This is a genomic window from uncultured Anaerococcus sp. (assembly GCF_963510575.1).
Classification (GTDB): domain Bacteria; phylum Bacillota; class Clostridia; order Tissierellales; family Peptoniphilaceae; genus Anaerococcus.
Genome location: NZ_CAUPFR010000003.1, coordinates 1 through 23,157 on the forward strand (window position 1 = coordinate 1; position 23,157 = coordinate 23,157).

Here is a 23,157-nt window from a genome sequence, read left to right on the forward strand (position 1 = left end):
AGCCAAAGGTAAGCCATCCTTGCCATAAAGAACATAGTCAGCAAAACCTTCACCAGACTCGCTAGGCATTCCCTTGACAGGCACTTCTGCCAAGGCATTTGCTCCCATATTCCAACCGGCAAGCTCTAGGTCTAGGTCAATAAATTCCTTCCTGGTTTGCGCTTCAGTGTAAGGGTCAACCCTGTAGGTCCTATCAGGATCTGCCTTAGCCTTTTCCTTATTTTTCTGAATTTCATTTTGAATGACGTCTGAGGTTTCCTCCCTCTCCTCATCAAGAGACTTAGGATTTTCTTCCTTATATTCGAGCTTCTCGGCTTCCTTCCTGGTCATAAAATCCCTAAGGTCATCGGAAGTAGGGACCAAGTTTTCATCGAAAAACCTCTTTTGGTAACCACTCTCCCCATAGGCACACTCTATAAAGTCTACAAAGTCAAAAAGCGCCCTCAAAATAGTAATGGCCTTGGCCTTGGAAATCAAACCACCACCGTGGACGGCCTTGTTGCCCAGCTTTCTAATCAGGTGGAGGAAATCCAAAAGCTCTGGATTATCGAGATTGTCCACAAAATCTGGATTTGCCATCATATCCATAAGGCTATCACCGTAGAGAGGCAGCCTAATAGACTTATCCACCTTGTAAATCCACTTGATAATAAGTTCCATAGCCCTACGGCTAGCGGCAACGGCTGATAGGGTGGAAATCATCATAGACCTTTCCGCCTCCACACAGGCTGGGGCAAAGTCTTCGTAATATTCGTTTTTCAATAAAAAATCAAAATTGCCTGCCATAAGTCCTCCTTATTTAGACATAGATCCATCAAAGGCATCCTGCATTAGGGAATTAGATAAGTCATCAAGCTCGTCTATAAGGGAGATTAAAGTTTTCTTTTGATCATCAATATTATTAACAATTGATTCGAATTTATTTTGCAATTCTATTTTAGGAATTGAGAATTTGAAATTTTCTAGGAAATCCCTACCAATTCTTTTTTGACCAGCACTTCCAGACATCCTCATTTCACCTAATTCTCGGAAATATTTTGTCCTAGTCAAATAATTTAACCATACTGGATTAATTATATTTTTGTTTTTACTTCTCAGTACGTGAAATTCAGTAGTTCCAAAACCTATTCCGTTTACTAAGCCTTTCATGAGGGCTCCCTTTCCGTTTTCAAAGCAAGGTGTTATTTTAGCTACAACCACATCATCATCTTTGAAATAGGTAAATCCCTTGTAAGCTTCATCTATAGTTTTTGTTTTAGAAAGACTTAGTTCTCCATTTTCTGAAACATCTTCCATTGGGACAAAGGATACAACTGTATTAGGATTTAATTCCTTAACTTCAGATTTAGGAGGGTTTATTTCTACATAGTCTTTTAGCTTAACTAAATTAATATTTTCGGTATCATTATTATAATAAAAGATATCATTAGATAAAGATTTAAGTTTCTGAATGTTTTTAGATAACGATTTTTCCAAATCCACAATCCTCGCAATTATATCCTCTGGTTTGTCGTAGGATATTTTTTCGTATTCTATTTCCTTATACTTGTTGATGGAGAGGTCGTAGTCGTTTTGGGCGATTTCTTCCTTGTCTACAATAAAGGATTTGCCTGTCCTTGGCTTGTCTATTTGGGCATCAAGATTAGCAAAACATTCTATGATGTCTGGTATGTCATTTTCTTCGATTGGGTTTCTGTTGTCATTTAGGCTGTAGCCGTCGTTTTCCATATCGTAGAACCAGACCTTGTCTGTTCCACCGATTCCGGTTTTATTAAAGATTAATATTCCTGTGGATACTCCTGTGTAGGGTTTGAAGACTCCGGATGGCATGGAGATGACTCCGATGAGCTCGTGGTTTTCGATTAAATTTTCCCTGAGTGTCTTGTGGGCCTTGCTCGCTCCAAAGAGGACTCCGTCAGGGACTATGACTGCTGCCCTGCCTCCTGGTTTGAGCATTTTGATAAAGAGGTCTATAAAGAGGAGCTCGGTCTTTTTTGTCTTTAGGCTTGCGATGATGTCTGCTGATACTGATTCGTAGTCAAGGGACCCTTTGAAGGGTGGGTTGGCTAGGATGAGGGTATATTTGTCCCTGTCAGTATTGTCATCAGATAGGGAGTCTCTGTAGGCTATGTCTGGATTGTCTACAGAGTGGACCATCATGTTCATGGCAGATATCCTGAGCATGGTTGTGTCCATGTCGTAGCCGTGGAACATTTCATTGTGGAAATGATTTGATTTCTTGGGATCGAAAAACAAGTCAGGATCATTTTCTCTCAAATATTCGCTGGCAGCTACCAAAAATCCAGATGTGCCGCAGGCGGGATCTGCGATGATGTCGCCTGCTTCTGGCTTTGTGAGGGCGACCATCATTTTTATGATGTGCCTTGGGGTGCGGAATTGGCCGTTGGTACCAGATGTGGCTAGTTTTGATAGGAGGTATTCGTAGATGTCTCCCTTGATGTCGTTGTCTTCTGTTGGCAGGTCATCTATGGCTGTGACTACCTTTTGGAGGGTCTGGGCCTTGTTGATGTTGAAGGTGGCGTCTTTCATGTATTTGGAAAAGGCGGCGTCTTCGTCATCTGCCTTGAGGTTTTTGATGAAGGGAAATATTTCCTTTTGCATGAGGTCAAACATATAGGTGGCATCTCCTATATTTTTGAAGACGTGCCAACGGTATTGAGGCTTATCTTCTGGGAAGATTGATTTATGGTCTAAGCCTAGGAGGTTGGAGTCTTCTTCCTTACTTAGTTCTGCTTCATCAAGGCCTTTCATGAATAATAGGTAGGTAATTTGTTCTATATTTACAAGGGGCTGGGTAGAGCCTTCTGTCCAGAGGGTTGTCCAAATTGAATCTACCCTATTTCTTAATTCTCCAGTGAGCATGGTTTCTCCTTTTTGTCTGATACTTTTCTTTGTTAATTAATTATTATACTGGTTTTGGTTAAGGTTTTCATTCAATTTCCCAAGTGATTTGTGACAAAAAAACGGGACTGTTGCAAAACTATGAATAACTATCGTCGCATCACTAGAGGGTTCTTGTGGGAAATTTTTGGCATAGCCTACCGGCTCGTGGAGGCAAAATTTTCCACAAGGTTCCTCTGGTGATTTGGGACGATTTATTCATTCTGCAACAGCCCCGTAAAATTTTCAGGAGAAAATTATTTAAAATATATCAAACTTCTCAACATGGAGGTCGTTTTCTAGGAATTCTATAAATTCGTTTAGTTCTTCTGCGTCTTTTGGATAGATTAGGAAGTTTAGTATGTATTTTTGGTCTTTGAATCTTAGGTTATAGGCTTTTTTGATTAGGTGGTTTTCTTCGATATAGGTATCGATTCTACCTATTATGTTTGAGCTTCTTGATTCTATGATTGTTGTGTATTGGTCGTGTCTTTTGAATATTTCTCCGCTGAACATAAAGGTTTGAAATATTACTATAAAGGCTGCTGCTACTATTCCTACAAAATACATACCTGCTCCAAATGCCATACCTACTATTGATGTTGTCCACATTCCTGCTGCTGTTGTTAATCCTGTTACGCCGTAATTTTTTACAAAGATGACTCCTGCTCCGAGAAAACCTACACCCGATACTATTTGGGCCGCCACCCTTGCTGCGTCGTAGTTTTTTACATCGTAAAAACCGTATTTTGATATTATCATCGCTATACAAGCACCAAGGCAGACAATGGTGTGGGTTCTTACTCCGGCTGATTTGTTTTTGGTTTCTCTTTCTGATCCTATTATGAATCCAGCCAATACTGATAGGGCTATCCTTAATAAGAGATTTAGGTTGAAGCTATCTAATAAATTCATAATTCCTCCTAAAATAAAAAAGAGCACGGAAATAATGCCGATATTTTCTGTACTCGTGTCTCATAAAATATTTGTTTAGACAATTATATTATATTTCATTTAATATGTCAAATATCGTGATAATGTTTTCAAAAAAATGTTGACAAATGGTTTTTACTATGTTAACATATAACCATACATACTTGGTAGGTTATTTTACTAAGGTTTTATAGGTGTAGAGAGTGGGTGTACAAATTAACTAGTATTTTTTGCGCACCTTTTTTTATATCACAATAAAACGATTTCAAATAATCTATCAAATAAATTTTAATAGGGAGGGTATATGTTTAAAAAACGTACCATAGGTTTCATTATGGCTATGGCTCTAGTGTTTAGCGCTTGTGGAGGAGCTAAGAAGGCTGATAATGATGCTGAAAAAAAGAACGAAAAAGAAGTAGTTGAAACAGCTAAAGATACCGAAGAATCTAAAGAAGGTAAAGAAGGCAAGAGGGTTATTAAAGTTTCTACAAAGTTTGTTGATGATGAACAAACTGCAAAATCTCTTGTTAAAGTTTGCAAGAATATCAATGAAAGAAGCAAGGGTAGCCTTGAACTCCAATTATTTACCGGTGGTATCCTACCAATTGGTAAGGATGGTATGGAACAAGTTGTTTCTGGTTCTGACTGGATTTTAGTTGATGGTGTTAACTTCTTAGGTGACTATGTTCCAGATTATAACGCTATTACAGGACCATTCCTTTATAAGACTTTTGACGAATACTTCCACATTGTTAAGTCTGATATCGGTCAAGAATTGAATAAAAAAGCAGAAGAACTTGGTATAAAAGTTTTGAGCATGGATTGGGTATTTGGTTTCAGAAACATGGAATGCAAGAAAGCTATCAAGACTCCTGAAGATATGAAGGGTTTAAATATCCGTGTCCCTACCAGCCAACTTTATACTTACACTCTAGAGGCTATGGGCGCTAACCCAGTTTCTATGCCATATCCTGATACTTATGCTGCTCTTCAACAAGGTGTTATCGATGGTGTTGAAGGTTCTATCCTAAGTTATTATGGTACAGGCCAATATGAAAATGTTAAGGAATATTCTTTGACCAAACACTTACTTGGTGTTTCTGCAGTTTCTATTAGTACAAAAGTTTGGAATGATCTTACAGATGAACAAAGAACCATTATCCAAGAAGAATTTGATAAGGGTGCTAAAGAAAACCTTGAAGAAACAAATAAACTTGAAAAAGAATATACTGAAAAGCTTAAAGAAAAAGGAGTTACTTTCCACGAAGCTGACATTCCTAAATTCCAAGAAGCTACTAAATCAGTTTATACTAAGTTTGATAAGTGGACACCAGGAATTTACGAAAGAATCCTTGAAGAATTAAAAAATGTAAAATAAAAAGTTAATAAATCATGAGGCTTGGTGGCAATATTGTCTCAATACCATTAAGGCTAAATACAAGCATTTATTGGGAACAATTAGCCAGGCCTCATATTTTTTTTACTATAGGAGTTATTATGAAGAAATTTTTGGATAAGTTTGAGTTATACCTAGGATCTGTTTTTCTTAGTGTAACTTTCATTTTTGTAGTAATTAATGTTTTTACTAGGTATTTTCTCAAATTTACATATTATTGGGCAGAAGAAATAGCAGTTTCCTGCTTCGTCTGGGTTATATTTTTAGGTTTCGCCTATGCTTATAGGTCAGATGAACTTATTGGTATTTCAGCGATTGTTAATTTATTTCATGGTAAGGTTAGGTCTGTTATAAAAATTATTACTGATGCTTTAGTTTTTGTAATTTCGGCTGTTATGTTGTATTTTTCTTATAATTACACAGCTAATATGACTAAGATTACTTCTGCTTTGGAAGCACCTTACCAGTTGATTTATTCTAGTATAGTTATATCTTTCTTTTTAGTTTGTATATATTCTATTATTAGAATTTATGGATCTATAAAAAAATTGAGCAGTCATGAAGTGGAGGAGGAATTATGATAAGATTCTTACCAATTATTATATTATTTGTATTATTTTTCCTTGAAGTACCAATTGCTTTTTCTCTTATGGGAGCTAGTCTTTTTTACTTTATTTTTATAAATAATACCATGCCTATGGAAATGGTTATCCAACAATTTGTAACTTCCATAGAGTCTTTTCCCTATTTAGCAGTTCCATTTTTTATAATGGTTGGAGCTGTTATGAATTATTCGGGTATTAGTGAGGCCTTGATGGATTTGGCTAATATTTTGGTTGGTCATACCAAGGGTGGTCTTGCCCAAGTAAACGTGCTTTTATCAGCTCTTATGGGTGGTATTTCTGGTTCAGCTAATGCTGATGCTGCTATGCAATCTAAGATGCTTGTTCCTGAGATGACTAAGAAGGGTTTTTCTCTTGAATTTTCTGGCGCTGTTACAGCTGCTTCTTCTGCAGTTAGTCCAGTTATCCCTCCAGGAACTAACCTTATCCTATTTTCAATCATAGCAGGCATACCTGTTGGATCAATGTTTTTAGCAGCTTACGGACCAGGTATCCTAATGACTGTTGCTATGATGATTACAGTTCAGATTATAGCTGTTAAGAGAAAGTTTGCTCCAAATTTAGATAAGAGAGCTACTGTTATAGAAGTTTTAAAACAGATTCTTAAATCATCATGGGCCCTAGTTATACCTTTTGGTATTATCATGGGTATGAGAACAGGTGCCTTTACTCCTACAGAAGCAGGTGCTATAGCTGTTGTATTCTCACTCTTTGTAGGATTTTTAATCTACAAAAAATTAGAAGTAAAACACCTAGGCATTGTCCTTATGGATACTGTAAAATCAACAGGTTCAGTTCTTTTGATTATTGCTAGTGCTAAGGTTTTTGGTTATTATTTAACCCTTGAGTTAATCCCTCAACAAATTACCCAGGCCCTAGTTAATTTCACAGACTCACCACTAGTATTTTTACTTTTGGTTAATGTACTACTTCTAATAATTTGTATGTTTATCGAAGGTGGTGCTGCCTTAGTTATACTCGCTCCACTTTTAGTGCCAGCAGCTAATCAATTTGGTATTAATACCCTACATTTTGGTATGATCTTTATTGTAAATATCATGATTGGTGGTCTTACTCCTCCATTTGGTTCTATGATGTTTACAGTATGTTCTATACTCGATTTACAGATGGAGAAATTCATCAAAGAAGTTTGGCCATTTATTGTATGTCTTTTAATAGTACTTTTGATGGTAACTTTCTCAGAAAAAATAGCCCTCTTTGTACCATTGCTATTTGGAGGAATATAGATGATAAATCAGTCCGTGTTCTTGCTTGATATGGATGGGACAATATATTTAGGAAATAAGCTTATAGATGGGGCTAAGGATTTTTTGGAAAAAATAAAATCCTCTGGGAAAAAATATATTTTCTTAACTAATAATGCATCGAAAGATAAGGCTGAATATGTTAAAAAACTAGACAAGCTTGGGATTACAGCTAGCAAGGAGGATGTATTTTCTTCTGCAGATGCAACTATTTCATATTTCAAAAAAATCGGAAAAAAGAGATTGTTTCTTGTGGGAAATACTTCCTTAAAAAACCAGTTTCTAGATGCGGGTTTTGAAATAATTAGCGAAAGAAACCAGGATATAGATGGGGTTTTGGTAAGTTTTGATACAGAGCTTACTTATGAAAAACTTTGGATAGCTTGTGATTACCTCCAAGATGGATTTGATTATTATGCCACTCATCCTGATTATGTTTGCCCACTTGATGCTGGCAGAATTATGCCGGATGCTGGTTCCATTATCGAATTGCTTTATGCTTGCATTGGTAGAAGGCCAATTGTAATCGGTAAGCCAGAAGAGAAAATGATTGAATCTCTAACAGGAAAGTACCATGTTGATAAAAAAGATTTGATTATGGTTGGCGATAGACTTTATACAGATATAGCTATGGGCCATAAGGCTGGGATTAAGTCGATTTTGGTCTTATCAGGCGAAACAAGCCTAGCTGACTATGAAAAAAGTGATGTGGAAGCTGATTATATTTTTGATTCTGTTAAAGAAATAATTCCTGAAATAAAATAAATCTTCACCAGACTTGGGATTTTCAAGTCTGGTTTTTTCTTGTTTTTTTAAACAAAAAAAGATGCTGGGTCTCCAACATCTTTTGTCTTAAAAGAGTTCCATATTTTCTTCGCCTTCGATATGGTAACCGGTGTGGGTTTTTACTGGGTCTACTGTGATCCTTGCTATGTTGTAGGCGTGGTCACCGATTCTTTCCATGGTGGATAGGATGTCGTTGTAGACGTAGGATGCCATGGTTGTCATGTCTAGGCCTTTTTTAAGTCTGCGGTAGTGGCTCTTTCTTAATTTTACTTCCATTAGGTCGAGGGCTGCTTCGTCTTCGCCTAGCTTGTTATATTTTGCTAGGTCTTCTTCTTCGAAGACTTCTACTGCCATTGCTATGTTGTTTATGACTAGGTCACAGATGTCGTTTAGGTCAGCTAGGGCTTCTTCTCCGTAACCTGTGCCTGATTCGTATATTTCATGGTAGTAGTCTGCCAAGTTTTCTGATAGGTCGGAGATTCTTTCTACGTTGATTTGTACCTGCAAGTAGGTTTGCATATCTCTTTCTATATCTGGTGGGGATTGGCTTTGGGCGAGGGTTAGGAGGTAGGATTGGATTTTGGTGTCCATGTCGTTTACCATTGATTCTGCTTCCTTGGCTGTGTCATAATATTTTTTATCCTTGGTGTTTAGGTAGGATTTGGTTGCCTTGATGTTTTCAAGGGCTACTACCGATTCTTGGATAATTGCAGTTTTTGTTTGTGATAGGGCTGCAGCTGGGAAAGTTGTTATTAACTTCTCGTCTAGGTCTATATTTCCAAGGTCTGTTAGGATTGAATCCTTGCCTGGGATTATCTTTCTTAAGATTCTGGCGACTAGTCTTATAAATGGTAGGAAGAGGATCATTCCTACAAAGTTAAAGGTAAAGTGTCCTACTGCTATGGTCATGAGCTTGTTGGCTCCGATTGCTCCTGCAATTAATTCTACCAATTTTTGGTAAGGACCTAATATTATTAGGAAGACCAGCGATATTGATACGTTAAATAGGATGTGGAAGAGGGATGTCCTTTTGGCTGACAAGCTTCCGCCAAGACTTGCAAGGATGGCTGTGATACAAGTTCCTATATTGGCACCAAACATGAGAGCTAGGGCCACGTTTAGCTTAATGGCTCCTGTTGCGAATAGGGATTGGGTAATACCTATAAAAGCAGATGATGATTGGAGTAGGGCTGTGAGGGCTGTACCGATTAGGACGCCTAAGATTGGTTTTTGGCCAACATTTGCTACTACTTCTTCAAAACCTGGTATGTTTTTGAGCTCTTCTAGGGATGCTCCCATCATTTCAAGACCGATAAATAATAGGCCGAAACCTATAAAAATTTCACCTATGTATTTGTTTTTCCTTTTAGCAGAGAACATAAATACTAAAACACCGACTAGGGCGATAAAATAGGAAAAATATCCTAGGTTAAAACCGATAAGAATTGATGTAACGGTTGTACCGATGTTGGCTCCTAGGGTGACGCCGATGGCTTGTTCTAGGCTCATGATGCCTGCCCTTACGAAGGAAATGGCTATAACTGTGGTTGCTGATGAGGACTGGATTAGTCCTGTAATTACTATTCCTACAAGGACCCCTTTAATAGGGTTTGATGTGTATTTTTCAACTAAACCTCGCATCTTTGGTCCGGCAAAATTTGTTAGGGCATCGCCCATTAGGCTGATACCAAACAAGAATATAGCGAGACCTCCAGCTATGAGGTTCCATTGTAGGGAAGATAGTGATGATAAATTCATAATTCCTCCAATAAATCTTCATTACTTCTAATATATCACATTTATTAAATAAATAAAATGAAATTTGAAAAAATTTACAAATTTTATTTGTTTTTATAAAAATTATAAATAATTCTAAGTGGCTAAAAGTCAAGCTTTTTTATTGACAAATCGCTAATTTCCACTATAATCTTTATGTTACAGACCACTAGTGAAAGTAGTGGATAATCACTAAAAGCATAAGGAGGATTTATGGCAAAGACAATAGCGGCTATCTCAACTCCAGCAGGCACTGGTGGGATTTCGATAGTGAGAATGACGGGTGATGCTACCCTCGCTATTATAAATGAAATATTTAGACCGATTAATAAAAGGCCTATTGACCCAGATAAGGATAATAGGTACCTTCGCTACGGCCACATAATTGATAGTGACGGAGAAATTATAGATGAGGTTATGGTTGCCTTTATGAAGGCACCTGCTACCTATACTAGGGAAGACGTATGTGAGATTAATTGCCACGGGTCTTTTGTGGCTGTTAGGGAAATTTTAAACCTACTTTTAGACAAGGGCGCTGACCTTGCAGAGCCAGGTGAATTTACCAAAAGGGCCTTCCTCAACGGAAGGATAGACCTTTCCCAAGCAGAAGCAGTCCTTGATATAATCAATTCGACCAATAAATTATCTGCCAGTCAAGGTATCAGCCAACTCCAAGGATCTCTTACTAAGAAAATAAGAGAAATTAGGGATGATTTAAAAGAGGGACTTGCCCGTCTGGAATATTCTATAAACTTCACTGAAGATGGGGAAGACCTCCCTGTTTCTGATATTACAGCCTTTATCAAAACCGCCAAGGGAAAAATTGACGATTTGGCAAGCACATCAAACAAGGGCAAGCTCGTGAAGGACGGGATAAATACAAGTATAGTTGGCAAACCAAACGTGGGCAAGTCTTCACTTTTGAATGTACTTTTGGATGAGAATAGGGCCATTGTTACTGATATACCGGGCACAACTAGGGATCTTATAACAGAATATATTTCCTTAGGTGATTTTACCCTAAAAATTAATGACACTGCGGGAATCAGAGATACGGATGACCTTGTTGAAAAAATCGGGGTTGATAAGTCAATCGAACTTATAGAAGAATCTGACCTCATCCTAGCGATTTTCGATATGTCTAGGGAATTTGACGAGGAAGATAAAAAAATCCTCGATTTAATCAAGGGGAAAAATGCCATTATAATTTTAAACAAGACAGACCTTGATGGGAAATTTGACGAGGGAATTTTTGACGTCAGCCTTCCTATTATCAAAACTTCCATGGTTGACCAGGTGGGAATAAAAAAACTTGAAGATACCATCAGGGAAATTTTTGATACCAAGGAAATAAAGAGAGAATCAGTTTTAATAACTAATACCAGACACGAAAGGCTTTTGAAATCTGCAAGGGAAAAGATAAACCAATCTTTAAAAGACATGGAGGCTGGTATTCCTATAGATGCCTGCGAGGTTGATTTGTCATCTGCCTACGAAGATTTGGGCCTAATTATAGGTGAGAGTGTTTCTGGAGAAATTATGGATAAAGTATTTAAGGAGTTTTGCGTTGGAAAATAAATATCAAGCAGGAAGCTACGATGTAGTTGTTGTTGGTGCAGGCCATGCTGGTTGCGAAGCAGGTCTTGCAGCTGCAAGGTTAGGAATGAGGACCTTAGTTTTAACTACATCTATGGAGTCAATCGCAGACATGCCTTGTAATCCCAACATCGGAGGTACAGGCAAGGGTCACATAGTTAGGGAAATAGATGCTCTTGGTGGGGAAATGGCGATAAATATCGACAAAACCTTTATCCAATCAAGGATGTTAAACACATCCAAAGGCCCAGCTGTCCATTCCCTAAGAGTCCAGGCTGACAAGAGAAAATACCACGATGAGATGAAAAAAGTTCTTGAAGACAATTTAGATCTTTTTGAACAAGAAGTAGACAAAATAAATTACCAGGACGGAAAAATTGTTTCATGTGAAACAGTCCAAGGAGCAATCTTCGAAACAAAGGCAATCATAATTTGTACTGGCACCTACCTAAATGGAAAAATCTTAATCGGCGATTACGAAAAAGTTAGTGGACCTCACGGCCTTTCAGCAGCTACATACCTAACAGACAGTCTAAAAGAAATGGGTTTTTCTATCCGTAGGTTTAAGACAGGCACACCTGCCAGAGTTCACAGGGATTCTATAAATTATGAAAAAACAACAGTTCAAGAAGGTGATAAAGAAGTTATTCCATTTTCATTTTTAAATGAAGGCAAGGATTATTCTGACAGGCACCAAGAGGATTGCTTCCTAACCTACACAACAGAAGAAACCAAACAAATTATCATGGACAATTTAGATAGGTCTCCGATTTATGGGGGCAAAATCAAGGGAATTGGTCCAAGATATTGTCCATCTATCGAAGATAAGATGGTGAGATTTCCTGACAGGGATATCCATCAAGTTTTTATCGAGCCAGAAGGTTTATCTACAAAGGAAATGTACGTCCAAGGCGTGTCATCTTCCCTTCCTCAAGAAGTCCAGATGGAATTTTACAAAACCATAATCGGACTTGAAGATGTAAAAATTATTAGACCTGCCTATGCCATTGAGTATGACATGATTGATACTAGGGAATTAAAGAGGACTTTGGAATCAAAGGCCTATTCTGGTTTATATTTTGCAGGCCAAATCAACGGGTCTTCAGGTTATGAAGAAGCTGCTGGCCAAGGTCTTATAGCAGGTATAAATGCAGCCCTAAAAATCAAGGGCGAGGAAGAATTTATCCTAGATAGGTCTGATGCCTATATAGGGGTTTTGATTGATGACCTTGTTACAGAAGGCACCAACGAACCATACAGGATGATGACATCTAGGTGTGAATACAGACTAACTATGCGCCAGGATAATGCTGACGAGAGGCTTTCTAAGAAGGGCCACTATATAGGCTTGGTTTCAGATGAGCGTTACCAAAAAATGTTAGATAAGCGTGCGAAAATTACTGGCGAAATCGAAAGACTTAAGAATATCATGCTTACACCAAAGGAAGAAACCAACAAGGCCCTAGAAGTGCTAGGATCAACTCCATTAAACAATGGCCTAACCCTTTACGAATTAATAAAAAGACCAGAAATCACCTACGAAAATTCAGCAGTATTTGACCCAGAAAGAGAAGACCTACCTTCTTATATAAGGTTGAGCGTCCAAACTGAAATCAAATACGAAGGCTATATCAAAAAGCAACTTAAGGATATAGAGAAATTCAAAAAGCTAGAGAGCAAAAAATTAAGCCACGATATAGATTATTGTAAAATTCCTGGCCTTAAAAAAGAATCAGCAGAAAAGCTTAACGAAATCAAGCCAGATTCAATAGGCCAAGCCTCTAGGATTTCTGGGGTAAGTCCTGCAGATGTGAACGTGCTTTTGATTAGGCTTAAGACTGGAGAACTTTATGGATAAGTACAAAGTTTATAGGGACTATTTATTAGAGGTCAATTCTCACACAAACTTAACAACAATAACAGCCCCGCCAGAAATTGAATTAAAACACTTTAAGGATTCCCTTACAGTTTTGGATTATATAAAAGAAGGCGATAAGGTTTTGGACCTGGGTGCTGGTGCAGGTTTTCCTGGTATCCCACTTAGGATTGAAAAAGATTTTGATTTGACTTTGATAGATTCAGTTAATAAAAAAGTTAATTTCATGAATGAGGTTATAGAAAAACTTGGCTTGGCAAATGCTCGCGCCATTCACACTAGAGCTGAAGATTTTGCCAAAGATCATAGGGAAGGATTTGACGTGGTTGTTTCACGAGCAGTGGCAAACATGGCGACTCTTTCCGAGCTTTGCCTGCCATTTGTAAAAGTCGGTGGACTTTTTATCGCCCTTAAGGGCCCTAAGGCAGATGAAGAAATAGAAAATGCGGAAAATGCCCTCGAGATTTTGGGCGGGGAAGTAATTGAGAGAAAGAAATTTGACCTTGACGGCAATGAGAGATGCAATGTGGTTGTAAAAAAAGTTAGGTCTTGCAAAAAGACTTATCCAAGGGGACAAAACCTTCCAAAGAGAAACCCCCTATAATGTTTCACGTGAAACAAAGGAGGAAATATGAAATTTAAGAAAATAATAAAAACATTCTTTATTATAATGAGTTTCTTGCTTGTAAATGTTATTATAGACGTCATTACAGGGGCGAGTATTCCGAGTATAATAGCTCAAGTTAAAGATGGGGATTTTTTAAAAGCGTCTGGCTACGTTATCTACGGTGTACTTTGTGGGCAAGTGGTGAAACTTGCGATTTTATATTTTTACATTAAAAAACGTGATAAGACCTTTAGGAGCAAATATAATAGAAGATATATCTCGGATGCGAAAATCAAAGATCCGCTTACTCTTGTGGGCATTGGTATAGGAACAATTGGCTTTGGACAACTGCTTACCAACTTAATTATCAAGGCATTTGCTGGTACAGAAATATTAAAAAGCTCCATGGACATCTTACAAAATGTCTTTAACGCAAAGGGAATTGTTGACGGAATTGTCATACTTATAGTAACAGTAATCGGTGCACCACTTGTAGAAGAGCTCTTGTTTAGAGGAGTCTTGTTTGAAGAAATAAGAAAAGAATGTTCTGTAAAGACCACAATATTTTTGACAGCCCTAATGTTTGGTTATTATCATTTCAATATTATTCAAACACCAAACACATTTTTCATGGGCCTTGTCCTAGCCTATGTCTATTTTAAAACAAAATCGATTAAGGCTTCGATAATAGTACACGCTACAAACAACATCCTTGCCATGATTCCATTTTTGGATAAGGGTTTGAGTCCTATCGGAATTTGTATCTACACAGTATTTCTAATAATAGGAATATATTCACTAATAACACTTAGGCGAAAAGCCTAGGTGTTTTTTTGTTTCACAAATTAGAATTTATCCTAATTGGGAGTAAAATATAGGTATAAAAGTTTCACGTGAAACATTAAGGTAGGTAAAAATGAAAGCAATAATTTATTCGGTAGGTACAGAAATCCTACTAGGATCAATTTTGGATACAAATTCAAAGTTTATAGCATCAAGACTCCAGGACTTGGGTATAAATTTATACAAGATGGTGACTGTAGGAGATAATCCTGAAAGGCTTTACAAAGCGCTCAAGGAAGCAAATGGCGAATATGATTATGTATTTGTTAGTGGGGGCTTGGGCCCAACTGAGGATGACCTAACCAAGGAAACTCTTGTAAAAGTTTTGGGTCTAGAAGATGAAATGGTATTGGATAAAGAATCCTACGAGGAATTGAAACAATATTTTAGTGACGAAAAAAAGGCCATGATGGTAAATGAAAAGCAGGCGATTTTTCCAAAGTCTGCAAGCATTTTGAAAAATGACCAAGGTACAGCTCCTGGTTGTATAATGGGAGATAAAACCAAATATGTTTTGATGCCAGGACCTCCAAATGAAATGGAAAATATGTTTGATAAGGAAGTCGTTCCTAGAATCCACACTGACCTTTTGATAAAGTCTGTAAACTGTAAGATTGCCCTATTATGTGAATGGCGAGTGGCAAAGACTATCGACCTTTCAGGCTCGAATCCAACCATAAGCCCCTATGCGAAAAGTACAGGAGTGGAATTGAGGGTAACTGCCAGCGCCGCTAATAAAGAAGATTTGGAAGCTTCCTTGAAAAGAGGCCTTGACCAAGTGAGAACAGCTTTTGGCCCACTTTTATTAACAACAGAAGACAAGGCCCGTGAAGAAGTTTTAATTGATGAATTAAGGGCGAAGGGAGAGAAAATTTCTTGTGCTGAATCTATAACTGGAGGCCTAGTTGCTTCTTCTATTGTAGATATAGCCGGAGCAAGCGATGTATTAAAAGAATCCTATATCACCTATGCCAATGACATAAAGCACAAGCTATTAAATGTTTCATATGAAACAATAGAAAAGTATGACGTTGTTAGTCCAGAAGTGGCAGGGGAAATGCTTGATGGACTCCACCAAGCTACTGGTTCCGACTTGTGTCTGGCAACAACAGGATATGCCCATTTGGGTCTAGCTTATGCTGGTGTCCTATATAAAGGAAAGAAATATATCAGAAAAATTAAGGTCAAGGGTGACCGAAACAAGGTAAGAAGAGTTGTCAAAAATAAATTAATTGACATGAGTATTTTGATTGTGAGGGAAGAGTATGAAAACTATATCAGTATTTAATCAAAAAGGAGGAGTAGGAAAGACTACTACAGTGGTTAACCTATCTGTTGCCCTTGCCTACTTGGATAAAAAAGTCCTAGTAATCGACATGGACCCACAGGCTAATGCTACTACAGGCCTTGGCGTGGATAAAAATAAGGTAGATTCTTCAATCTATGACCTTTTTTACCTCCTAGCCGAAGAAGAGGAAATAAAAAAAGAAAAGGAAAATGAAAAGGAAAAGGCAGAAAGTTCTGAAGACAAGGAAGATTCAGAAGTAAAAGAAGAGTCAAAAAAAGTTGAGGATAAGAAAAAAGATATCGACCTTTTAAAAGATATGAAGATTATAAAGACAGAATCTGGAGTGGATTTGATTCCGTCAGAAAATTCTTTGTCCGGCCTAGAAGTGGAGCTTGTAGAACTTGACCCAATTGAGAGGACAAAAAAGTTAAAGGAAATTGTAAATAGGATCAAAAATGATTATGATTTTATCCTTATAGATTGTCCACCATCTCTAGGACTCCTTTCTATAAATGCTCTTGTGGCGAGCGATTCAATTATTATTCCAATCCAAACAGAATACTACGCCCTTGAAGGTGTGAGCGAACTTATGAATACCTTTGAACTTGTAAAGGGTAGTTTAAACAAGGACCTAAATGTAGAAGGCGTTTTACTTTCCATGTTTGATAAGAGAACCAAACTTGCCTACGAAGTTGTTGAAGAAGTGAAAAAATTCTTCAAAGATAAGGTCTTTAGGACAATGATTCCTAGGAATGTTAGACTTGCAGAAGCACCTTCCCATGGTAAATCTGCTATAGAGTACGATGCCAAAAGCCAGGGCGCTATGGCCTACATAAGCCTAGCTTCAGAAATAATAAAATAGGGGGATAAATGAATAACAGAAGATCTTTGGGTAGGGGCTTGAGCTCTTTGATACCAGATATAAAAGAAGAAGTTAAAAAAGATTTTGTTGAAGAAGACAAAGAAGTTAAAGAAGATTCTAAAGAAGAAGTGAAGGAAGATTTTAAAGACGAAAAGCCTGCTGAAAGCCCGGCAGAAAATTATGAAAAAACTCTAAAGGTAGAAACTCTACCTATAGAAAAAGTAAGTCCAAGGTCTAACCAACCTAGGAAAGAATTTGACGAAAAAGCTCTCGAAGACCTAGCCTTATCTTTAAAGGAGTATGGACTTTTAAATCCTATTATAGTTACAAGGGTGGGCAAGCACTATGAAATACTAGCCGGTGAAAGAAGGTTTAGGGCGAGTAAATTAAATGGATCTGAAACTATAGATGCCATTGTAAAAAACTTTGAAGAAGAAGACGTAGAGGTCCTATCTCTTATAGAAAACGTCCAAAGAGAAGACCTTTCAGCCATAGAAGAGGCAACAGCCTATAAAAAGCTAATTGATTCTTACGGACTCACCCAAGATGAGATTGCCCAAAAAATGGGCAAGTCGCGCTCATATATAGCCAACACAGTAAGACTATTAAAGCTAAATGAGGAAGAAAAATCTGCCCTAAGAGAAGGTTCTATTTCCCCATCCCAAGCTAGGAGCTTACTCTCCCTTGACGATGGAGAAAAAAGAGAAAAAGCCCTAGATGATTACAAAAATAAAAAAGTTGTAGTCAGAGATGTAGAAAAAATTTCTAGGGAAGACAAACAACCTCCTCGCAAAAATTTTATAGACTTAACAGGCAAGTCAGATAAAAAACCAAAAGAGGAAAAAATTCCAAACCTTGATTCCCTTCTCTTTGATGATTTTGAGGAAAAATTCATGAACAAGTTGGCGACAAAGGTGGCCATAGAAAAAAACAAAGATGCCTATAAAGTAGTAATAGATTGTTATTCGATTGAAGATATAGAAAAAATTTACGATAGGATTAGGTATGAAGATTAATGACCTAAGGGTGGGCGAGTTAATAGAGGAAACTAGGAAGGTAAATGCCAAACCTGGTGGAGGAGCCATTGTAATTTTAAGTGCAAATCTTGCCGTAAACTTAGGCCTAATGTTGGATAAAAATGACTGGGGAGAGCTCGGCAATGAAGCAAGGGAAAAGCGAAAGGTCATGGAAGAGATATCAGATTTGCTAAGTAAATGTGCCGATGAGGATATTTATTATGCAAATTTATTGATAGACCAATATAAAAACAAGGGGCCAATTGACGAAAAGTTTTTTATAGACGCTTCTAAACCTCAAATTAGGTTAAACACCCTGGCCCTAAAGGCCCTGGAGCTTTTGGGATTTTTCCTAGACTTTGGCAAAGCTTCAACCCTAGCAGACGGTGAAATCGCAAATGAAATGCTCTATAATGCCATAAAATTATCCCTACCGACCCTTAAGGCGAATTTAAATGAAACAAATTATAAGTATAATATAGATGAAGTTTTAGATGAAGCTTATAAATTATATCAAAATAATAGAAATATTATAGAAAGAAGGAAAGCTTGACAGGAATATATGTAGGAATGGGACTCTTGGCCCTTATTGTAATCTTGCAATTTGCCATGCTAAAGGGTCTTCAAGACAGGACCCGTAGGCAAAAACAAAGGTACGATCACTTGCTAAGGGGAAATGACCCAGATGTAAATATCGAAGAATTGTTAAACAATTTAAATGACCAGATAGAATCCTCCCACAAGGAGCTAAGAAATATAAACAAAACTGCAGCAGATGCCAAAGATACAACCATGGGAGCTGTGTCAAATATGGCAGTGGTTCACTTTGATGCCTTTGAAGGCCAAAGCCGAGAACTCTCCTTTGCCCTTTGTATGCTAGATAATTTCCACAACGGAATTATCCTAACAAGCCTCTACGGGGCTGATGGAGCAAATGTTTACCTAAAAGAGATAGTAAATGGTTCATGTAAGGGTGAATTATCTGAAGCAGAAACTAAGGCTCTTAATAAAGCAAAAAGATAAAAATTTGCAAATATACTAGCTTTAATTGAAATTTACAATATAATAAGAGTAGTAAAATAATAGGAGGATTTAATGGCAAGAATTGGAATTCTAGAAGAAGCTATTAACATAATAAAAGGAAAAAACCTTACCATAGTCTTACCAGAAGGTAATGACCCAAGAGTATTGGAAGCAGCTATCAGACACCAAGAAGAGGGATTAATTAAACCTCTAGTCCTAGGTGATCAAGGCGAAATCCAAAAAACAGCAAACAAATTAGGAAAAAGTATTTCTGAAATAAAGATTTTAAATCCAGAAAGCTATGAACATTTCGATGAAATGGTTGATGCCTTTGCAGAAATCAGAAAAGGCAAGATAGACAGAGAAGAAGCACAATTTATCCTAAAGAGAGACCTAAACTACTTTGGCGTCATGTTAGTAAAACTTGGTTATGCTGACGGACTTGTATCTGGTGCTATTCATACAACAGCAGACACAATCAGACCTGCTCTTCAAATTATAAGAACCATCCCAGGTAGAAAAAGAGTATCAGGTGTAATGGTAATGTTAGGACCAGACGGACAACAACTAGTATTTGCAGATACAGCTGTAAATATCACCCTAGAAGCAGACGAACTTGCAGAAGTAGCAGTAGAAACAAGCCACACAGCTAAGACTTTTGGTCTTGACCCATATGTAGCTATGCTATCATTCTCAACCTTCGGTTCAGCCCACCACGACCTTGCAACAAAGGTGGCTAGGGCAACATCTATCGCTAAAGAAATTAACCCAGATATAAAAATTGTTGGTGAAATCCAATTTGATGCAGCTATTGATCCAGCAACAGCTAAGAACAAAGCTCCACAATCTGATGTAGCTGGTAAGTGCAATGTATTTATCTTCCCAGACCTACAAGCAGGTAACATTGGCTATAAGATAGCTCAAAGACTTGGTGGTTATAAGGCCCTAGGACCAATACTCCAAGGACTAAATGCACCAGTTAACGACCTTTCAAGAGGTTGTTCAGCTCAAGACGTGTATGAAATAGCTATCATCACAGCCATGCAAGCAGCAGAAAGAGCTAGAGAAGCAGCAGAAGCTGCAGCTAATAAATAATAAAATAATTTTAGGGCAATCAGTTTTGGTTGCTCTTTTTTTTATAATTTAAGAAAGAAGGTGAGCTTTATTTTTCTAGATGAAATAAAAAACACATCCAAGTCAGTAATTCCCATAGCAATTTTAGTAGTAATTTTTAATTTTTTTGTGGGAGTAGAAAGTAAACTCCTAGTTAATTTCTTTTTGGGATGCGCTGGGGTCATCATAGGCCTCGGTATCTTTCTTACAGGTGTAGAAATTTCTGTATCAGAAATCGGCTCTATGATGGGAGAGTTTCTTGCAAGGTTTGATAGGCTTATAAAGGTAATATTATTTGGGGTTTTTATTGGTTTTACTATATCAATAGCAGAACCAGACCTCCTTATCCTTGCAGGTGAGGTAACAAGCGCCGTAGGTATTCCTGCTCAGGTCATTGTAATGATTATTTCCCTTGGGGTTGGAATTATGATTTCTTCAGGACTTTTTAGGATTTTTAAGGATATCAGCCTTTCTACTATGATGTGCCTAATTTATGGGATGGTTTTTATCCTAATGATTTTTACAGAAGAGATGGGACACGCTATTGCCTTTGATGCATCAGGTGCAACTACAGGAGCTATGACAACTCCATTTATAATTGCCCTTGGACTTGGTGTTGCAAATTTAAAGGGAGAAAAAAGCGAAGATGATTCCTTTGGCCTAGTTGGCCTTGCATCAACAGGCCCAATACTCGCCGGTCTTTTGATGAATCTTTTATCAGGTGGTGGTGGCGAAATTTTAGCAGATCATGCTGCCCACTCCCCACTTATGTCAGGTTTTATAAATTCAACCTTCGCCATAGTGCCAATTGCCCTTGTATTTTATATTATGAATCATTTGTATTTTAAGATAGAAAAAGACGAGCTAAAGTCAATTAGCTTGGGACTTCTTTATACCTATATCGGTTTGATAATTTTTTTAACCAGCGTTGAGGGTGGCTTTACGGACCTTGCTAGAGTCTTGGGCGAAGGCCTAGCTGATAGCAAATTCCTACCTTTGATTGGTTTTGTTTTGGGACTTTTGGTAGTTTTGGCAGAACCAGCTGTGGCAGTTTTGTCCGAACAGGTAGAAGACGTGACAGGTGGTTCTATTCCAAGGAAAAATATCTTAACTGCCCTATCCATAGGGGTTGCTTTTGCAGTTATGCTTGCGATTTTTAGGATAAGAATAGAAGGCTTTGCCCTCTGGATGTTAATTGTGCCAGGATTTTTGATTTCTCTCATCCTATCAAGGAGGGTTGATCAAATCTTTGTTGGTATAGCCTTTGATTCGGGAGGAGTGGCATCAGGACCTATGACTGCCACCTTTATCCTAGCCTTTTGCCAAGGAGTTGCGGGCAATATTGCCGACGGCTTTGGGGTAATTTCCTTTGTAGCCATGATGCCAGTTTTAACCATTATGATAATGGGCAATTTGTATAAGGGAGCGAAATAATGCAGTTATTAAGGATAATCTTGCCAAGGGGCAAGGGATCTAAGTTTATGAAAATTTTAAAAGACCACGGGGCCACAGCTATTGGTTGTTTTTATGGTGAAGGCTCTGCGCCAAGCGAAATTTTAAACGCCCTTGCCATAGATAAGACAAAAAAAGAAATAGTTACAGCCCTTATAGAAGAAGAGTATGTAAAGAAAATAATAGAAAAAATATCTGAAAAGCTACAAGCAGTAAATTCTGCAGTGGCATTTTCAACATCATTAGAGGGAGAAAATAAAATGGAATATGTTTGTTTGTATGTAATTGTCGACAGACACCAGGGCCAAAAAGCCATCCATATTGCCCAGGATAACGGTGCTAAGGGGGCTACAGTAATCCACGGCAGAGGGTCAGGTGAAATAGTAAAAAGCAAGTTGTTTTTGTCGATGAATATAGAACCAGAAAAAGATTTGGTAATTATGCTTGTTAAAAAAGACATGGCAGAAAAAATTCAGAAGGAAATTTATGACCAAATGGATTTGGAAAGCCAAGGAAAGGGTATAATATATTCACTACCAGTTAATCATGTAGCTGGTTTAGTAGAGCAAAGTAATTAAGGAGCATATATGCAAAAATTAGATACATTTGAATTTAGAGACAAGGTAGAAAACGGTACAGGCCTTTGCCTGGTAGATTTTTCTGCAACTTGGTGTGGACCATGCAAGATGCAAGCGCCAATCCTAGAACAATTAGCAGGAGAAGTTGACTATGACATTTACACAGTAGATGTAGATGAGTCAAACGAAATTGCTGGACAATACAATATAAATGCAGTTCCATCCCTACTCATATTTAAAGATGGAGTTTTAAAAGGAAACCTAATAGGATTCCACCCTAAGGAAGCTCTTGTAGAGGAAATGGCTAAATATTTATAATGACCTATGATATAGCAATAATCGGCGCAGGTCCTGCAGGACTTAGCGCCGCTTTAAATTCGAAAATAAGGAATAAGTCGGTAATACTTTTTGGGAAAGATTCTGAAAAACTTGTCAAAACCAAGAAAATCGCCAATTATTTGGGTTTTAAAGACATCACAGGCTCTGACCTAAATAAAAATTTTAAAAATTCCATAGAGGGTTTTGAAATAAAAAGGGATACCAGGAAGGTCAAAACTGTTTATGCCATGGGAGATTTTTTCGCCATAGAAATCGAAAATGAAATCGAGATGGTAGAAGCAAGGTCGGTGATATTGGCAAGTGGAATTGAGCTTAAAAAAGATTTGCAAAATGAGGAAAAGTTTTTTGCCAAGGGTGTAAATTACTGTGCGACTTGCGATGCTGCCCTTTATAGGGGAAAGAAGGTCGTAGTTATCGGCTACAATGACGAATCAGTTGCTGAAGCAAATTTTACATCAGAGATTGTGGGAAGTCTTGTTTTTGTAAATATGACAGGCAAGGCAGTCTCCCTAAATGAAGGTATAGACCTAATCGAAGGAGAAATTCCTATGGGCTTTGAGGGAGACGAAAGGGCTGAAAAACTCGTTTTCAAATCGGGTAGAGAAATAAAAGCAGATGGGTTTTTTATAGAAAAAGATTCTTCTAAGGCGGAAAGGCTAGTGCCTGGCATAAAAATGGAAGAAAACCACATTTTGGTGGGAAGAGACCTATCGACATCCATCAAGGGACTTTTTGCAGCAGGAGATATCACTGGTAAACCCTACCAGATAATGAAGGCTGTTGGCGAAGGCCAAGTCGCAGCCTTAGGTGTGGCTAGTTACCTATCTAAAAAAAATTGACAAAAATATAATAGGTGTAAAACATAGCTATTTATATTGACATAA

General features: G+C 37.7%; 22 protein-coding genes. 18 read left to right on the top strand and 4 right to left on the bottom strand.

Annotated features, from left to right (window positions below; all coding sequences use genetic code 11):
* The 3 genes from RQ907_RS00500 to RQ907_RS00510 all read right to left on the bottom strand — a co-directional run.
* Positions 1 to 786: DUF4145 domain-containing protein (locus RQ907_RS00500; protein ID WP_311491447.1), on the bottom strand; the 786-nt coding region annotated here is incomplete at its 3' end.
* Between the two features lie 9 nt (positions 787 to 795).
* Positions 796 to 2,883, bottom strand: a complete 2,088-nt coding sequence (locus tag RQ907_RS00505; RefSeq protein WP_311491448.1) for an N-6 DNA methylase — start codon at positions 2,881 to 2,883, stop codon at positions 796 to 798.
* A 279-nt stretch (positions 2,884 to 3,162) separates the two neighbouring features.
* Positions 3,163 to 3,816: an MgtC/SapB family protein gene (locus RQ907_RS00510; RefSeq protein WP_311491449.1), complete on the bottom strand. Its 654-nt coding sequence runs from the start codon at positions 3,814 to 3,816 to the stop codon at positions 3,163 to 3,165.
* 322 nt (positions 3,817 to 4,138) lie between these two features.
* Here RQ907_RS00510 and RQ907_RS00515 point away from each other — a divergent pair, with 322 nt between their 5' ends.
* From RQ907_RS00515 to RQ907_RS00530, 4 genes are all read left to right on the top strand, one after another.
* The gene (locus tag RQ907_RS00515) at positions 4,139 to 5,212 is read left to right on the top strand and encodes a C4-dicarboxylate TRAP transporter substrate-binding protein (RefSeq protein ID WP_311491450.1); all 1,074 of its coding nucleotides are present in this window, start codon (positions 4,139 to 4,141) and stop codon (positions 5,210 to 5,212) included.
* A gap of 119 nt (positions 5,213 to 5,331) precedes the next feature.
* Positions 5,332 to 5,811 carry a TRAP transporter small permease gene (locus RQ907_RS00520; RefSeq protein WP_311491451.1) on the top strand — a complete coding sequence of 160 codons (480 nt, stop codon included), beginning with the start codon at positions 5,332 to 5,334 and terminating at the stop codon, positions 5,809 to 5,811.
* Positions 5,808 to 7,100 carry a TRAP transporter large permease gene (locus RQ907_RS00525; RefSeq protein WP_311491452.1) on the top strand — a complete coding sequence of 431 codons (1,293 nt, stop codon included), beginning with the start codon at positions 5,808 to 5,810 and terminating at the stop codon, positions 7,098 to 7,100. The genes RQ907_RS00520 and RQ907_RS00525 overlap by 4 nt, the downstream gene beginning before the upstream one ends.
* Entirely contained in the window at positions 7,101 to 7,883 is a 783-nt protein-coding gene (locus tag RQ907_RS00530) for an HAD-IIA family hydrolase (RefSeq protein ID WP_311491453.1), read from the top strand.
* 87 nt (positions 7,884 to 7,970) lie between these two features.
* On the opposite strand, the gene RQ907_RS00535 is transcribed toward RQ907_RS00530, so the two are convergent.
* Positions 7,971 to 9,662: a Na/Pi cotransporter family protein gene (locus tag RQ907_RS00535; protein ID WP_311491454.1), complete on the bottom strand. Its 1,692-nt coding sequence runs from the start codon at positions 9,660 to 9,662 to the stop codon at positions 7,971 to 7,973.
* Between the two features lie 231 nt (positions 9,663 to 9,893).
* On the opposite strand from RQ907_RS00535, the gene mnmE reads away from it, so the two are divergent.
* The 14 genes from mnmE (at position 9,894) to RQ907_RS00605 (ending at position 23,112) form a co-directional block, all read left to right on the top strand.
* Positions 9,894 to 11,258, top strand: coding sequence for a tRNA uridine-5-carboxymethylaminomethyl(34) synthesis GTPase MnmE (gene mnmE / locus RQ907_RS00540; protein WP_311491455.1), 1,365 nt, complete (start codon positions 9,894 to 9,896; stop codon positions 11,256 to 11,258).
* On the top strand, positions 11,248 to 13,134 hold the full coding sequence (mnmG, locus tag RQ907_RS00545) for a tRNA uridine-5-carboxymethylaminomethyl(34) synthesis enzyme MnmG (RefSeq protein ID WP_311491456.1): 1,887 nt from the start codon (positions 11,248 to 11,250) through the stop codon (positions 13,132 to 13,134). Before mnmE ends, mnmG begins: the two co-directional genes overlap by 11 nt.
* Positions 13,127 to 13,756 (top strand): 16S rRNA (guanine(527)-N(7))-methyltransferase RsmG, encoded by a 630-nt coding sequence (rsmG, locus tag RQ907_RS00550; protein ID WP_311491457.1) that lies wholly within the window; start codon positions 13,127 to 13,129, stop codon positions 13,754 to 13,756. Before mnmG ends, rsmG begins: the two co-directional genes overlap by 8 nt.
* Before the next feature lie 27 nt (positions 13,757 to 13,783).
* Positions 13,784 to 14,584 carry a CPBP family intramembrane glutamic endopeptidase gene (locus tag RQ907_RS00555; protein ID WP_311491458.1) on the top strand — a complete coding sequence of 267 codons (801 nt, stop codon included), beginning with the start codon at positions 13,784 to 13,786 and terminating at the stop codon, positions 14,582 to 14,584.
* Positions 14,585 to 14,675: 91 nt separating this feature from the next.
* Positions 14,676 to 15,890, top strand: coding sequence for a CinA family nicotinamide mononucleotide deamidase-related protein (locus tag RQ907_RS00560; RefSeq protein ID WP_311491459.1), 1,215 nt, complete (start codon positions 14,676 to 14,678; stop codon positions 15,888 to 15,890).
* Positions 15,868 to 16,752, top strand: coding sequence for a ParA family protein (locus RQ907_RS00565; protein ID WP_311491460.1), 885 nt, complete (start codon positions 15,868 to 15,870; stop codon positions 16,750 to 16,752). Before RQ907_RS00560 ends, RQ907_RS00565 begins: the two co-directional genes overlap by 23 nt.
* 8 nt (positions 16,753 to 16,760) lie before the next feature.
* Positions 16,761 to 17,768 (top strand): ParB/RepB/Spo0J family partition protein, encoded by a 1,008-nt coding sequence (locus RQ907_RS00570; RefSeq protein ID WP_311491461.1) that lies wholly within the window; start codon positions 16,761 to 16,763, stop codon positions 17,766 to 17,768.
* Complete coding sequence (locus tag RQ907_RS00575; protein WP_311491462.1) at positions 17,758 to 18,321, top strand: cyclodeaminase/cyclohydrolase family protein; 564 nt, start codon at positions 17,758 to 17,760, stop codon at positions 18,319 to 18,321. Before RQ907_RS00570 ends, RQ907_RS00575 begins: the two co-directional genes overlap by 11 nt.
* Positions 18,318 to 18,791, top strand: a complete 474-nt coding sequence (locus RQ907_RS00580; protein ID WP_311491463.1) for a DUF4446 family protein — start codon at positions 18,318 to 18,320, stop codon at positions 18,789 to 18,791. Before RQ907_RS00575 ends, RQ907_RS00580 begins: the two co-directional genes overlap by 4 nt.
* Before the next feature lie 72 nt (positions 18,792 to 18,863).
* Complete coding sequence (gene pta / locus RQ907_RS00585) at positions 18,864 to 19,886, top strand: phosphate acetyltransferase (protein WP_311491464.1); 1,023 nt, start codon at positions 18,864 to 18,866, stop codon at positions 19,884 to 19,886.
* A 60-nt stretch (positions 19,887 to 19,946) separates the two neighbouring features.
* The gene (locus RQ907_RS00590; protein ID WP_311491465.1) at positions 19,947 to 21,338 is read left to right on the top strand and encodes a DUF1538 domain-containing protein; all 1,392 of its coding nucleotides are present in this window, start codon (positions 19,947 to 19,949) and stop codon (positions 21,336 to 21,338) included.
* Entirely contained in the window at positions 21,338 to 21,934 is a 597-nt protein-coding gene (locus RQ907_RS00595; protein ID WP_311491466.1) for a P-II family nitrogen regulator, read from the top strand. The genes RQ907_RS00590 and RQ907_RS00595 overlap by 1 nt, the downstream gene beginning before the upstream one ends.
* 9 nt (positions 21,935 to 21,943) lie before the next feature.
* Positions 21,944 to 22,252: a thioredoxin domain-containing protein gene (locus RQ907_RS00600; RefSeq protein WP_311491467.1), complete on the top strand. Its 309-nt coding sequence runs from the start codon at positions 21,944 to 21,946 to the stop codon at positions 22,250 to 22,252.
* On the top strand, positions 22,252 to 23,112 hold the full coding sequence (locus RQ907_RS00605) for an NAD(P)/FAD-dependent oxidoreductase (protein WP_311491468.1): 861 nt from the start codon (positions 22,252 to 22,254) through the stop codon (positions 23,110 to 23,112). Before RQ907_RS00600 ends, RQ907_RS00605 begins: the two co-directional genes overlap by 1 nt.
* Positions 23,113 to 23,157: the final 45 nt, after the last annotated feature.